At 64.5% G+C, this 13,634-nt stretch carries 15 protein-coding genes and 1 tRNA gene; 5 read left to right on the top strand and 11 right to left on the bottom strand.

What is annotated here, in order from left to right:
* Positions 1 to 10 precede the first annotated feature (10 nt).
* From ntrX to hflX, 3 genes are all read left to right on the top strand, one after another.
* Positions 11 to 1,408 (top strand): nitrogen assimilation response regulator NtrX, encoded by a 1,398-nt coding sequence (ntrX, locus tag B0I00_RS03410; protein WP_100865919.1) that lies wholly within the window; start codon positions 11 to 13, stop codon positions 1,406 to 1,408.
* A gap of 144 nt (positions 1,409 to 1,552) precedes the next feature.
* Complete coding sequence (gene hfq, locus B0I00_RS03405; protein WP_100865918.1) at positions 1,553 to 2,137, top strand: RNA chaperone Hfq; 585 nt, start codon at positions 1,553 to 1,555, stop codon at positions 2,135 to 2,137.
* A complete protein-coding gene (gene hflX, locus B0I00_RS03400) occupies positions 2,134 to 3,465 on the top strand; it encodes a GTPase HflX (protein ID WP_100865917.1) in 1,332 nt (443 codons plus the stop codon). The genes hfq and hflX overlap by 4 nt, the downstream gene beginning before the upstream one ends.
* Here the strand turns inward: hflX and mazG are convergent.
* The 10 genes from mazG to B0I00_RS03355 are packed head-to-tail and all read right to left on the bottom strand — an operon-like array spanning position 3,442 to position 12,281.
* Positions 3,442 to 4,236 carry a nucleoside triphosphate pyrophosphohydrolase gene (gene mazG, locus B0I00_RS03395; RefSeq protein WP_100865916.1) on the bottom strand — a complete coding sequence of 265 codons (795 nt, stop codon included), beginning with the start codon at positions 4,234 to 4,236 and terminating at the stop codon, positions 3,442 to 3,444. The genes hflX and mazG overlap by 24 nt on opposite strands.
* A gap of 50 nt (positions 4,237 to 4,286) precedes the next feature.
* Positions 4,287 to 4,457, bottom strand: a complete 171-nt coding sequence (locus tag B0I00_RS16980) for a hypothetical protein (protein WP_157812458.1) — start codon at positions 4,455 to 4,457, stop codon at positions 4,287 to 4,289.
* Positions 4,454 to 5,221, bottom strand: a complete 768-nt coding sequence (locus tag B0I00_RS03390) for an MBL fold metallo-hydrolase (protein ID WP_100865915.1) — start codon at positions 5,219 to 5,221, stop codon at positions 4,454 to 4,456. The genes B0I00_RS16980 and B0I00_RS03390 overlap by 4 nt, the downstream gene beginning before the upstream one ends.
* Positions 5,218 to 5,994, bottom strand: a complete 777-nt coding sequence (locus tag B0I00_RS03385) for a TatD family hydrolase (protein ID WP_100865914.1) — start codon at positions 5,992 to 5,994, stop codon at positions 5,218 to 5,220. Before B0I00_RS03385 ends, B0I00_RS03390 begins: the two co-directional genes overlap by 4 nt.
* Complete coding sequence (gene metG / locus B0I00_RS03380) at positions 5,994 to 7,550, bottom strand: methionine--tRNA ligase (protein ID WP_100865913.1); 1,557 nt, start codon at positions 7,548 to 7,550, stop codon at positions 5,994 to 5,996. Before metG ends, B0I00_RS03385 begins: the two co-directional genes overlap by 1 nt.
* 30 nt (positions 7,551 to 7,580) lie before the next feature.
* A complete protein-coding gene (locus B0I00_RS03375; RefSeq protein WP_100865912.1) occupies positions 7,581 to 8,543 on the bottom strand; it encodes a DNA polymerase III subunit delta' in 963 nt (320 codons plus the stop codon).
* On the bottom strand, positions 8,540 to 9,175 hold the full coding sequence (tmk, locus tag B0I00_RS03370; RefSeq protein WP_100865911.1) for a dTMP kinase: 636 nt from the start codon (positions 9,173 to 9,175) through the stop codon (positions 8,540 to 8,542). Before tmk ends, B0I00_RS03375 begins: the two co-directional genes overlap by 4 nt.
* Positions 9,172 to 10,338 carry a D-alanyl-D-alanine carboxypeptidase family protein gene (locus tag B0I00_RS03365; protein ID WP_198519128.1) on the bottom strand — a complete coding sequence of 389 codons (1,167 nt, stop codon included), beginning with the start codon at positions 10,336 to 10,338 and terminating at the stop codon, positions 9,172 to 9,174. The genes tmk and B0I00_RS03365 overlap by 4 nt, the downstream gene beginning before the upstream one ends.
* 37 nt (positions 10,339 to 10,375) lie before the next feature.
* Positions 10,376 to 11,269: an SPOR domain-containing protein gene (locus B0I00_RS03360; protein ID WP_100865909.1), complete on the bottom strand. Its 894-nt coding sequence runs from the start codon at positions 11,267 to 11,269 to the stop codon at positions 10,376 to 10,378.
* Positions 11,253 to 12,281 carry a lytic murein transglycosylase gene (locus B0I00_RS03355; RefSeq protein ID WP_198519127.1) on the bottom strand — a complete coding sequence of 343 codons (1,029 nt, stop codon included), beginning with the start codon at positions 12,279 to 12,281 and terminating at the stop codon, positions 11,253 to 11,255. Before B0I00_RS03355 ends, B0I00_RS03360 begins: the two co-directional genes overlap by 17 nt.
* Before the next feature lie 111 nt (positions 12,282 to 12,392).
* On the opposite strand from B0I00_RS03355, the gene B0I00_RS03350 reads away from it, so the two are divergent.
* Positions 12,393 to 12,482 (top strand) — tRNA-Ser (locus B0I00_RS03350).
* A complete protein-coding gene (locus tag B0I00_RS16975) occupies positions 12,455 to 12,961 on the top strand; it encodes a hypothetical protein (RefSeq protein WP_157812457.1) in 507 nt (168 codons plus the stop codon). Before B0I00_RS03350 ends, B0I00_RS16975 begins: the two co-directional genes overlap by 28 nt.
* A gap of 50 nt (positions 12,962 to 13,011) precedes the next feature.
* Here the strand turns inward: B0I00_RS16975 and B0I00_RS03340 are convergent, their stop codons facing one another.
* The gene (locus B0I00_RS03340) at positions 13,012 to 13,545 is read right to left on the bottom strand and encodes a hypothetical protein (RefSeq protein ID WP_100865906.1); all 534 of its coding nucleotides are present in this window, start codon (positions 13,543 to 13,545) and stop codon (positions 13,012 to 13,014) included.
* Positions 13,546 to 13,634: the final 89 nt, after the last annotated feature.

The following is a 13,634-nucleotide window of genomic DNA, read 5'->3' as shown; positions in this document are numbered from 1 at the left end:
AGGAACACCAATGGCCCTCGATATCCTGATCGTCGACGACGAACGCGACATTCGCGAACTCGTTGCCGGTGTGTTGAGCGATGAAGGCTATGAGTGCCGCACTGCCGGCGACAGCACCACGGCGTTGGCCATGGTCGACGAACGGCGGCCAAGCCTGGTCCTGCTTGACGTCTGGTTGCATGGCAGCCCGATGGACGGCCTCGAAGTGCTGGATGCGATCAAGCAGCGCGAGCCGGAACTCCCGGTGATCATCTTCTCGGGGCACGGCAATATCGACACTGCGGTGTCGGCAATCGGGCGCGGGGCGATGGATTTCATCGAGAAGCCATTCGAGGCCGAGCGCCTGCTGCTGCTGGTCGCCCGCGCGACCGAGACCGAGCGCCTGCGCCGTGAAAACGCGCGCCTGCGCGAAGGCTTCACCATGGCGGACGAGTTTACGGGCAACAGCTCGGCCATCAACGCCGTCCGCGCTACGCTGAAGCGGGTCGCCAACACCGGCAGCCGTCTGCTGATCAGCGGCCCGGCCGGCACCGGCAAGGAGGTCGCCGCGCGGCTGCTGCACAGCTGGAGCCCGCGAGCCGGCAATGCCTTCGTCACGGTCAATTCGGCGCGCATCACCCCGGAGCGTTTCGAGCAGGAGCTGTTCGGCGAAGAGCAGGGCGGCAAGCTGGTCCGTGCGGGCCTGCTCGAAATGGCCGATGGGGGGACGCTCTATCTCGACGAGGTGGCCGACATGCCGCTGTCGACCCAGGCGCGCATACTTCGCGTGCTGACCGAACAGGCTTTCGTCCGGGTCGGCGGGCACCGCCAGATCCGCGTCGACGTGCGCGTTGTCTCGTCGACCGCGCGCGACCTCGAAAAGGAGATCGCCGAAAGCCGCTTTCGCGAAGATCTGTTCTACCGCCTCAACGTCGTGCCGGTGGCGATCCCATCACTGGCCGAACGGCGCGAGGATATTCCGGCGCTGGCAGACCATTTCTTTGCCCGTTTTGCCGCCGATCAAGGCGTGCCGCCGCCCGAGGTGGCGATGGAGGCCATGGCCGCGCTGCAAAGCTACGAATGGCCGGGCAACGTGCGCCAGCTTCGCAACGTGGTCGAACGCACCATTATCCTCACCCCGCGCGACCAGCTTGCCAGGATCGCGACCGACATGCTGCCGGGAGAAGTTGTCAACGGTCGCATCGGCAACGAGACCGGCATGCCTTCGTTGATGGGCGTGCCGTTGCGCGAGGCGCGCGAGAACTTCGAGCGCGAGTACCTGCGGGTCCAGATCCGCCGGTTCTCGGGCAACATCTCGCGGACAGCCTCGTTTATTGGAATGGAACGCTCGGCGCTGCACCGCAAGCTCAAGCTGCTTGGCATGGTTGGCGGCAAGGATGGCGAGGAAACCGAGCTTGAAGAGGCCTGACCCTGCGTTTTCTGCCATCGGGTGATTTACGACCGTCCTGAAAGGCGGTAAGACCCCGTCCCAAGTTGAACCGGTTCGCGCCCCGATGGGCTCGGCCAGAATGCGGACCGCACCAGCGGCCGTCAAAAAGAAGGAGTCCGACTGATGACATCCCGCACGCTCTCGGCCCGTCCGCGCGCCGAAAAGTCGTCCGACGAAACCCCCGAAGCCGTCACCCATCCCGATGCCGCACCGGCACCGGCCAAGGGGCAGAACCTGCAGGACCAGTTCCTCAACCTGCTGCGCAAGAACAAGACCCCGGTGACCATGTTCCTGGTCAAGGGTGTCAAGTTGCAGGGCATTGTCACCTGGTTCGACAACTTCTCGATCCTGCTGCGCCGCGATGGCCAGTCGCAACTGGTCTACAAGCACGCGGTTTCCACCATCATGCCCAGCCAGCCGGTCGATGCCCGCCAGTTCGGCACGGTCGAAGGGGCCAAGAAGGTTCGCTTGCTTCAGGACGTGTTCCTGTCGAGCGTGCGCGCCTCGGGCGTGCAGGTCACCATGTTCCTGGTCAACGGCGTGATGCTGCAGGGCCGGGTTGCGGCCTATGACCTTTTCTGCATGCTGCTCGAACGCGAAGGTTATGTGCAGCTTGCCTACAAGCACGCGGTCTCGACCATCCAGCCGCTGAGCCCGGTCGATCTGACCGGCGATGGCTGGGACGGCGAGGAAGGTGACGAAGCCTGAGCTTTCTCGACGATAACCGCGAGGACGTTTCCCGCGGCGCGCGCGCTCTTGTCGTCTATCCGGACTTCCGGGGGCGGGGGAGCGCGTCGATCGATACGGCGGCCCGCCTCGAAGAGGCTAAGGGGCTGGCGCTGGCGATCGGCCTCGTCGTCATCGATGCGATCGCCATTCCGATCCGCGAGGCGCGCGCCGGCACGCTGTTCGGCGAAGGCCAGATCCGGAACATCGATGTCGCCTGCAACCAGGACGATGCCGAGCTGGTCATCGTCGACGGGTCGCTGACCGCAATCCAGCAGCGCAACCTCGAAGACAAGCTGAAGCGCAAGGTGATCGACCGCACGGGCCTGATCCTCGAGATCTTCGGTGAGCGTGCGGCGACAGCCGAAGGTCGGCTTCAGGTCGAGCTGGCGCACCTCGATTACCAGGCTGGCCGGCTCGTCCGATCATGGACGCACCTAGAGCGGCAGCGCGGCGGCTTCGGTTTCCTTGGTGGGCCCGGCGAAACCCAGATCGAGGCCGACCGTCGCATGATCCGCGATCGCATGGCCCGTCTGCGCCGCGAACTGGAGCAGGTCAGACGGACGCGCGGTCTACACCGCAGCCGCCGCGAGAAGGCGCCCTGGCCGGTGATCGCGCTGGTTGGTTATACCAACGCGGGCAAATCGACCCTGTTCAACCGACTGACGGGCGCAGGCGTCATGGCCGAGGACCTGCTGTTCGCGACGCTCGACCCCACCATGCGCCGGATTCGTCTGCCCGGCGTCGACAAGGCGATACTCTCGGATACGGTAGGGTTCATCTCTGACCTGCCGACACAGCTTGTCGCCGCGTTCCGCGCCACGTTGGAAGAGGTTACGGCCGCCGACGTGATCGTCCACGTCCGCGATATCGCCAATCCCGATACCGCCGCGCAGAAGGCCGAAGTCCTCGACATCCTGTCCGATCTTGGCTTGCTCGACGACGAGGCCGAGACCCCGCGCATCCCGATGGTAGAGGCCTGGAACAAATGGGACCTGCTCGATGCCGAACGGGCCATCGAACTGACAGACCAGATCGCTGCCCACCCCGACGAGGTAATCGTTCCGCTTTCCGCTCTGACCGGCGTGGGGACAGATGCGCTGCTCGAAGCGGTGAGCCGCCTTTTGACGCAGGGTGCGCGTCTGCACACTTTCGTGCTGCCGGCCAGCGACGGCCAGCGACTGGCGTGGCTGCATGCGCATGGCGAAGTGCTGGCCGATGACGAAGCAGGGGAGGATGAGCGAGGACCGCTGCGGCGGCTCTCGGTCCGGCTCGAACCGCGCGAACTAGGGCGCTTTACCCGCCTCTGACGCCTTGACGTCACGCCACAGCTCTTCTTGTTGGTCGAGATCGAGCGCGCCGAATTCCGTGCCATTGGCAGCTGCAAGGCTCTCCATCGTGCGGAAGCGGCGTTCGAATTTGGCATTGGCGGCGCGAAGCGCATCCTCTGGCGCAACGCCGTAGGAGCGGGCGACGTTGACCGCCGCAAACAGCAGGTCGCCGGCCTCCTCGATCCTTTCTCGATCTGTGCTTGCCGCAGCCAGCTCGTCCGCTTCTTCAGCCAGCTTGGCTGCGGGGCCTTGATTATCCGGCCAGTCGAAGCCTTGCCGCGCCGCGCGTTTCTGAAGTTTCTCAGCCCGCATCAGCGCGGGCAGGGCGAGAGCGACCCCGTCCATGGCACTCGTCGCGCCCTTGGCTTGGCGTTCGGATGCCTTGATGCTCTCCCACCGTTCCTCGCGCGAATGGCCGTGATCCGGATGGTCGCCGAAGATGTGCGGATGGCGTGCTTCCATCTTGGCGGCGATGCCCGCAGCCACTGAGGAGAAATCGAACAGGCCGGCTTCGTGGGCCATGCGGGCGTGGAACACGACCTGGAGCAACAAATCGCCAAGTTCATCCTTCAGCGCCTCGGCGTCGTTCCGCTCGATTGCGTCTGCGACCTCATAGGCTTCCTCGATCGTGTAAGGTGCGATTGAGGCGAAATCCTGCGCACGGTCCCAGTCGCAGCCGCGCTCCGGGTCACGCAGGGTGGCCATGATGTCGAGTAGTCGCTGAAGGGATGTAAGGTCGTTGTCGTGCATATGAGATTGATAATATATATTATGTTAAATGACACTGTGTTTGATTTTAGTCAGGTAGCAAAGAACCGCACCCCTGCCGTTATCACGATGATGATGCCGATCCAGATCAGGGCCAGCTTCACAAGCCGCTCGCGCGGGAGGCCATGCGATGCCATGGCACGCCAGTTGAGCGCCAGGACCAGCAAGCCGCCAATCAGCGCAAAGACGATTTCCGTGGTCATGCGGCAAGCTCCATACCGTCGAAGCCAACGAGGACGTTGGCCGGCACTTCGCCCGCCAGGGTCGCATAATCCATAGACTTGTCGAGATGCGTCAGCACGCCGCAGCCCGCTCGGGTTGTCTCGACAAGTTCCAGCGCCATGCCAAGATGCGCGTGGGTAGGATGCGGTTCGCGGCGCAGGCAATCTACGACGAGCAGATCAACCTTATAGAACAGGTCGATCATCTCGCGTGTAATCTCACTGAAGTCTGTCGCGTAACCAATTGTCTTACCGTCGCAATCGAACCGATAAGCAGTGCTCTGCGCCGGACCGTGCGGCATCTGGCACGAGGCAACGCCGAAGCCGGCGCACATCCGCAAGCGGTCGAGTGTGTCGAGTTCGACGATGGTGTGATAGCCGAACTGGCCGGCAAAGACGTATCCGAAGCGCTGACGCAGCCGGCGGACAGTTTCGCTGGCCGCATAGCCCGGGATCGGTCCTCCGCGGCCATAGCGCAGCGGTCGCAGATCATCGATGCCGTGGCAGTGATCGGCGTGATCGTGGGTCCAGAACACCGCGTCGAACCGATCGATCCCGGTCGCCAGCAACTGTTGTCGCAGGTCGGTCGAAGTGTCGATCAGGATGCGTTGTCCCGCGTCGTTCTCGATCGCTATGGAAACCCTGCTGCGGCGGTTCTTGGGTTCGGCCGGATCGCAAGCACCCCAGTCGTTGCCGATGCGGGGAACCCCTGTGGAGGTTCCGCTGCCCAGCATGATCAGCTTCACAGGCCAGCCTTGCTGAACAGGCGCGAAAAGTTCGCGGTCGTACTGGCCGCCAAAGCGGCGGGGTCGACTCCGCGCAGGTTCGCCACGAAGCGCGCCGTGTCGGCAACGAACGACGGCTCGCAGACCTGGCCGCGGTGCGGCACCGGAGCAAGGAACGGCGCATCGGTTTCCACGAGCAGACGCTCTTCGGGAACTTTGGCAGCAATGGCTTGCAAGTCTTTGGCATTCTTGAAAGTGACTATCCCTGAAAGAGAGATCGTCACGCCGAGGTTGAGCATCTTCTGCGCAAAATCGGCCGAGGCGGTGAAGCAGTGGATCAGGGCGGGATAGGTCCCCTTTTCCATTTCTTCGGTCATGATCCTAGCCGTATCGGCTTCTGCATCGCGGGTGTGCACGATCAGCGGCAGGCCCGTCGCGCGGGCGACGGCTATGTGGCGCCGGAACAGATCCTGCTGCGTCCGGCGGTCCGAATGATCGTAGTAATAGTCGAGCCCGGTTTCGCCGATTGCGATTACCCGAGGATGATCGGTCGCGGCGAGCAACGCCCCTTCACCCATGTCGGCATGGCCATCGGCCTCGTGGGGATGGATCCCGACGCTCGCCCAGACGTCTGCTTCGCGCTCGGCTGTGCCGATGACCTTGTCCCATTCGCGCTGTCGCGTCGAGATCGACAGGAAGCCCCCCACCCCGGCGTCGCGTGCCCGCGCCAGAACGCCCTGCTGGTCTTCGACAAGCCCCTTGTATTCGAGGTGGCAATGGGAGTCGATCAACATCAGTCGGTCTCTGCCGGCAGTTCCAGGCGCGGAAACACCCCGACGGGCTGTGCCACGCGAAATTCGCTGGCGACGAGGCGCCCGTACCAGTCGGCATCGGCCAGCGCAGCGAAATCGCGTTCTCCCGAGGGCACGCCGAGTTGGTCGAGCAGCTTGTCAGCCGATGCCGGAACCACCGCGCGAATGGCGATCGCGAGGTCGCGGACGGCAATGAAAAGCGTCTGGAGCACGATGCGCATCCGCTCGGGATCGGTCTTGCGAAGGGACCAGGGCGCCTGTTCGTCAACGTACTGGTTGCAGGCGTAAACCGCGCGCATCCAGGCCTCGATGCCGTTGGAGAAATCCAGCGCCTGGAATGCCTTGGGCAATTCGCTGCCGCACGCAGTGGCAACGAGAACGTGAAGAGCGTCGTCGACCTCAGCCGTCTGGAACGGCTTAAGATCGCCGTCCAGATTCTTGAAAATCATGGACAAGGTTCGCTGAGCCAGATTGCCGAAGCTGTTGGCCAGTTCGGCGTTGGCGCGTGTGACGATGGCGTCGGGCGAATAGGATCCGTCCTGTCCGAACGCGACCTCGCGCATGAGGAAATAGCGCAGGGTATCGACTCCGAAGCGGTCGGCGAGTTCGATCGGATCGGTGACGTTGCCGAGCGACTTCGATTCCTTCTGCCCGCGGTTGAGCAGGAACCCGTGGCTGAACACCTGGCGCGGGACAGCGATCCCCGCACTCATCAGGAAGGCCGGCCAGTAGATCGTGTGGAACCGCGTGATGTCCTTGCCGATGAGGTGCAGGTCGCAGGGCCAGAACCGTGCGAAATCAGCGCCTTCGTCGGGGAAACCAAGGCCAGTCAGGTAGTTGGTCAGCGCATCGATCCACACGTACATGACGTGCGTGTCGCTGCCGGGCACCTTGACCCCCCAGTCAAAACTGGTCCGCGAGATCGAGAGATCGCGCAAGCCGGCTTTCACGAAGGCGATCATTTCGTTCCGGCGGCTCTCGGGGCGCAGGAAACCGTCGGTCTCGAGCAGCGCGAGCAGCCTGTCCTGATAGGCCGAGAGGCGGAAGAACCAGCTTTCCTCGACCGTCCATTCGACCGGTGTGCCCTGGGGCGACAGTTTCTCGCCGCTGTCCCCGCCCACCAGCTCGCTTTCGTCGTAGTAGGCCTCGTCGCGGACCGAATACCAGCCTTCGTAGCGGTCCAGATAAAGATCGCCGTTGGCCTCCATCCGGCGCCACAGTTCCTGCGAAGCGGCGTGATGGCGCGGTTCGGTGGTGCGCTGGAAGACATCGTAGGAAATGTTGAGAGCTGCATCCATGTCGATGAAATATTGTGACATTTCATCGGCAAGCGCGGCCGGTGTCGTGCCGAGATCGCGAGCCTTCTGGGCCATTTTCAGGCCGTGCTCGTCGGTTCCGGTCTGGAAGCGCACGTCGCGTCCCATCTGGCGCTGGAAGCGGGCGATCACATCGGCCGCAATGGCTTCGTAGGCATGGCCGATATGCGGCTTGCCGTTTGGGTAGGAAATCGCAGTGGTGATATAGAACGGATCGCCCATGGCCGGCGTGGAATCTTTCTGTGCGGAAGGTCAGGCGGTCTCTCTAGGCATGGCGAGCGATGCCAGCAAGCCGCCAATCTCCATCACCAGTAGCGCCGGATCGAAGTTGTAGGTGCTCGCCTGGCTTCCCAGCCGGACCAGCTCGCCGTGCGCCGCGATCACGCGCTGCTGCCGCTCGTTGCTGCTGTGCGCGAGTTCGGCAGCGGCGACTGCGCGGGCTAGGTCGATCACCGCCTGCTGGCGTTCGCGATCGGGACGGGCGCCGATGGCCTCGGCCAGCGCGCCACGCAGAGCGAGGTGCTCGTCACCCTCGTCGATCAGGCGCTGCATTATACCGTGCAATACGCCGAGGTCCTGTTCGACGAAAGACAGCGCCGCTCCCGGTGACCCTTCGGCCGCAGCGATAGCCGCCGCACGCGTCAGGGCGTCGGCCCGGGGGACTTCGCTGCGCAAGATGGCGTCGATCGCGTCATCATCCAGCGGCGCAAAGCGCAGCACGCGGCAGCGCGAACGGATCGTTGGCAGCAATCGGCCCAGGCGATGGGCAACCAGCAGGAAGAAGGTTCCTGCCGGCGGCTCCTCGAGGCTCTTGAGCAGCGCGTTGACGGCACCCTTCTCCATGTCGTCGGTCGGATCGATGATCACGACGCGCCGCGCTCCAAGCGTCGGGCGAGTGATCAGCCGCGCCTGCATCCGACGCACCTGGTCGATCGTGATGTTGCGCTTCTTCTGCCACGGCTTGCCTTCGGCGCGTTTTTCCTCCTCGCTGTCGTTGGCAGGCAGATGATCGAGCACGATGATGTCGGGGTGTGCGTCCCACGCCGGTTGCGGCAAACCCGTTTCGGCGACAAGCCGCGCTGCGGCGGCGCGGGCGAAGGCGCCCTTGCCGAGCCCCTTGATCCCGGCGAGAATCCAGGCGTGGTGCATTCGTGCCGATCCCGCCGCTTCGGCCCAGGCGCGCCAGGCCTGATCATGGCCGGTCAGCCCGATCATGCGCGTTCCAGTAGCGGCGCGAGAGCGGCGATAACGCGTGCAGCGACGCTCTCGGCATCATCATTGGCGTCGATCCGCGCGAAGCGCTCGGGCTCGTCAGTAGCAAAGCGGGCGAAGGCTGCGGCGACTGCGGCGTGATAAGATGTGTCGCGTCCGCCGATGCGGTCGGCGACCTCACCGTCCCTCACGGCAAGACGGCTGCGTGCGACGTCCGGGCGCACTTCGAACAGCAGGGTGAGATCGGGGAGCAGCCCTTCGCTGCCGATTGCGTGCAGGGCCATGACGTCGCGGTCCGACAAGCCGCCCGCGCCGCCCTGATAGGCGCGGCTCGAATCGACGAAGCGGTCGCAGATCACCCATTCGCCGCCTGCCAGTGCCGGGCGGATCAACCGTTCGACGTGGTCGGAGCGGGCCGCTGCGAACAGCAGCGCCTCGGCGCGGGGGTGCCAGCCTTCGCCATCGGTGCCGAGCAGGAGCGCGCGGATCGCCTCGGCGCCGGGCGTGCCTCCTGGTTCGCGCGTCATGCGGCAGGGAATTCCGCGTGCCGCAAGCTCGGCTGCCAGCATGCGGGCCTGGGTCGACTTGCCCGCCCCTTCCCCGCCTTCCAGCGCAATGAATCGTCCGATCGTCATCGCCACAGGCCTAGCAGCCCGTTGACCGTTCTGTCGAACGGCCCGGCGCGTTCGACGGTCTCGGCTGCAACCAGCGGCAGGGCATAGGGCAAGGCCCCGTCGACCGAGACACGCAGTTCGCCAACCCTTGCCCCCTTCGCGATCGGCGCGGCGATTGGGCCGGAGTAGACGATTGTGCCTTCGGCCCTGCCCCTGGCGCCGCGCGGCACAGTCAGGCGATAGGCGCGCGGCACCGTAACCGCTACTCTGCGCCGTGCGCCCTGTTGCACCGCTATGTGTCCGACCGGCGTGCCGGGGCTGAGCCAGCTACGCGCGTCCCATTCCGAATATCCCCATTCCAGCAGATCGCGCGCCGATTGCGCGCGTCCGGGCGCGGTCCAGACCCCGCCCACGACGACGACCAGTCGCCGTCCGCCGCGTTCGGCCGATCCCAGGAAGTTGAACCCGGCTTCATAGGTGTGACCGGTCTTGACGCCGTCCCCGCCCGGCACCACGCCGACAAAGGGGCTTTTGCTGGCGTGGAGTTGCCCTTTCCACATCATCGACGGCGCGGCGATGTAGCGGCGGTAGAGCATCGGGTGATCTTCGACCAGCGCGCGGGTCAGCCGGACGAGGTCCATGGCCGAGACATAGGTCGCCCCACCGTCGGGAAACCCGCTGGGCGAGGTGAAGTGGCTGTCGGCCATGCCGAGGTTGCGGGCGCGCGCGTTCATGCGCTCTGAAAAGCGGGTGAGACTGCCATCCATTCCTTCGGCCAGGGCCACCGCGCCGTCGTTGGCAGAGATCAGGGCTACCCCGGCGAGCAGATCGCGCACCGCCACGCGCTCGTTTTCCTGAAGGAACAGCGTCGTGCCGCGACCCGACCACCGCCGCGCGGTTTCCGGCCGCACCGTGATCAGGGCATCTTCGCGCAGCGACCCGGCCTTGATCGCGTCGAACGCCACCAGCAGGGTCATCGCCTTGGCCATCGAGGCGGGGAGAAACCGGGCCTCCTCGTTGCGGGCGTAGAGCGTACGCTCGCTCGACAGATCAAAAAGCAGCGCCACCCGCGCCTGCGCCACCGAGCGCGGCAGAGGCGCAGCATGACCCGTGGGTCTGTCGGCCGCAAGCGCCAACGTCGGTAGCAGCGCGGCCAGCACCACGGGCAGGCGTCTGAAGAGCAAGGCGGTCCCCGGCAAAAAGCGCCGTAAGGGCAAGGCCTTATCCGGCGCGTTGAATGATCGCGTCGGTATAACCCGCTGCTTTGACCTTCGCCAGCGCGGGGCGCGCCTTGTCCGCATCGGCGTAGGGTCCGGCGCGAACTCGCCACAATTTGCCGGCCGGGACGACGCTCGCCCCTGTCCGGGCGGCGGCGGCAGCGGCGTTGGCCTTGCTGGAGAAGGCGCCGATCTGCACGTACCAGCCTTGCGCTGGACCGTCCGGCGAGACGACCACAGGTCCCTTCACCGGCGTTGCCGTTCTGGCAGGCTCGGGCTTGGGCTGCGGTACCGCGAGCGGTGCTTGACCCTGTCCAGCCGCAACCACCGCGTTGCGTGTCGGCCCGCTTCCCTGCTGGTCGAGCCGGCGCTGGAGTACGGTGAGCAACGATTTGGGCGTATCCATCCGCGCAGGCGCCGCCCGGCCTTCGCGAAGCAGCGCGCGTTCGGTTTCGGGCGGATTGGTCCGGCGCATGCGCACCGCCACCCGGTCCGAACCGGTGAGGTCGAGCAGATCGGCGGCGGCGGGCGACAGTTCGATCAGCGCGGCGCCGTGCATCGGGCCGCGCCGTTCGAGGCGAATGAGAATGGTCCTGCCCGTGGCGAGCGAGGTGACCTCGGCATAGCTGGGTAGCGGCAGTGTGCGGTGCGCACCGGTTACACCCGAACCGCCTGCTGTTCCGGCTGCTGCATAGCCGACCGCATCGTAATTCAGCGTGTCGGCGGGCGTATAGGTCGTGCCGTCGATGGTGAACGGCGCGCCCAGAACCATTGGATAGTCGGCGGCCGGACCGGTGGCGGCCTGAAGCGGCAGATTGCTGACGGAAGCGCCGCCGCCGCAAGCGGACAGGGCAAGTGCGGCGCCTAACGGCCAGATCTGGTTAACGGGCAATCTCATCTGCAAGCAACCCCACGGACAGCGCGTAGTAGTTCGAGCAGTTGTATTGCAGGATCACCCGGTAATTCCCGGTTAACAGGAAGCCCCCGCTTCCAGCACCATCGGGTTCGAGCAGGGTGGCGAGCGTCCTATCGGCGATGACCCCTTGGGGAATGACTCCCAGCGCCCGCCATTCGCTGACCGGCTTCCACGCCGAATGGCGCAGGTGGACGCGCGGACAGGACGGCGCGTCGAGACGGGTGGTGAGCGACGAACGATCAAGGCCGGCCGGAACGAAAGCTTTCACGCCCCACGGTTCGCCCCGGCGCCAACCGGCATCGCGAAAGTAGTTGGCGATCGAGGCCAGCGTGTCGGCGCGGTCGTTCCAGATATCGGCGTCGCCGTCGCCGTCGCCATCCTGCGCGACGCGCAAGTAGACCGACGGCAGGAACTGCGGATTACCGAAGGCGCCGGCCCAACTGCCGTAAAGCCGCTCGCGCGGAACGCCGCGATCGACCATCTTCAGAAGTGCGATGAACTCTCCGGCGAAAAGCTCGCGGCGGCGCCCTTCGTAGGCCAGCGTGGCGAGCGACCGGGCAAGGTCGAAATCGCCCTTGTAGCTACCGTAGTTGGTTTCGTGGCCCCAGATCGCGACCAGGATCTTGCCCGGCACGCCATACTGCGCCTCGATCTGCGGAAGGCGATCGGAATTGGCGGCGAGGGTTCTCTTTCCGCCAATGATCCGCGCCGCATCGACATGGTCGCGGTAGTATGGAGCGAACGGTTCGAAGGTGCCAGGCGCCGAATTCGAACCCGGCTGCGACTGGTCGAGCACGACGACGCGTGGGTTGAAAGTAAGGCCGCTGGTCATGCGCCCGATCGTCGCCTCGCTCACCCCCTCGCGTCGCGCGCGCGCCGCGAGGAGTTGGAGATATCCCTGGAAGGCCTGATCCTGGCTGATTTCGACCTGGGCACTGGCCGGAAGGGTCGGTGCCGAAAAGACGACAAGCACCGCTAGGGCAGGAACGGCCATTCGAAACAGGCGAAACGCTTTCATTGCCAAGGGTTTCGCACAGGCCGCCCGGATTGGAAACCGCTAAGGGCGTGACAAGCGGCAAAGCGGACGCTAGCGGACGCGAACAGAGGACAGGTGGCCGAGTGGTTTAAGGCAGCGGTCTTGAAAACCGCCGTGGGTGCAAGCTCACCGTGGGTTCGAATCCCACCCTGTCCGCCATCTTTTTTTCTACCGGCTCGTTGGGTCAGGCTCTGTTCGGGTTGCCCGACGAAGCATTCCCCGAAGAAGCATTTCCGGACGATGCGTTGCTGGACGCAGCGTTGCCAGATGAGGCATTTGCGGACGAAGCATTGCCGGATGAGGCATTGCCGGATGAGGCATTGCCGGTAGAGGTGCCGCCGCTGCTCGTGCTCGATGCCGTAGTACCAGAAGGCACACCGTTGCCGATCTCGTTGCCACGCGCAGTCATCGACCCGGCGATGGACATGCCGAGCAGGATTGCACCGGCTGCGATCGCGGCACCGACAATGCCGAGAATCAGGGCGTATTCGGCCGAAGCCTGCCCGCGCGCGTCATGCCAGAACCGCACCGCCGCGGCGCGATCGATGACTGTCATTGCATGCGCCAACCTGTGCAACGGATACTCCCCTGTTGCAGACATTGTGTCAGGTTCGAGCGTCGTTAAACAGGAGGCGTAGTTGTTTCGACTATTATCTCTGCTATTCAGCAAGATAATGGCGTAATTTGGTTAACTTGCGGGAGTTCCGAATACTTTCCCTGCCAGCCATTTGATCGATTCGACGAAGCCGGCGAAGAAGAGCCCGCCGCCAATCGTTGCGAGGATCAGTTCGATCCAGTCGACCTTGAGTTGGATGAGCGGCGCCGCCGCCACCGTGACATAAAGCATCGTTGCGGCATTGATCGCGAACGGCACTGCCTTGAGAATATCGAGGTACAGCGCAACAATCAGAGCAAGCAGTCCGATGATCAGTCCGGCGGTCCCGTAGTGAGCCGGAGCATAGACCAGGATCCAGGCCAATGCGATGCCGGTCATAGCTCCGACCAGTGCTGCGGGCAGGCGGCGGATCGCCAGTTGCTCGATATTCGCCCAGTACCAAAGCATCAGGTACCCGCCGAACAACGACAGAGGCGTCACGAAACGCGTCATCAGCACGGTCCAGACAATCAGCCCGATGAGGACGACGATCAAAATGCCAAAGCCGATCGCCGGGCCAGGCGGCGGCGCGGCCTCTGCCGATATGGTCGTGCTGTCCGTGGTCATGTCCTCTCCTCCGCTCCGTTATCGGTTGCGGAATGCAGTAGACCGCATGTCAGGCGGGTGATCCAGTCATTTTTCAAACAGGCGGTATC

The sequence above is a fragment of the Novosphingobium kunmingense genome, assembly GCF_002813245.1.
Lineage (GTDB): Bacteria > Pseudomonadota > Alphaproteobacteria > Sphingomonadales > Sphingomonadaceae > Novosphingobium > Novosphingobium kunmingense.
This window is presented reverse-complemented; position numbering and strand designations above follow the sequence as displayed.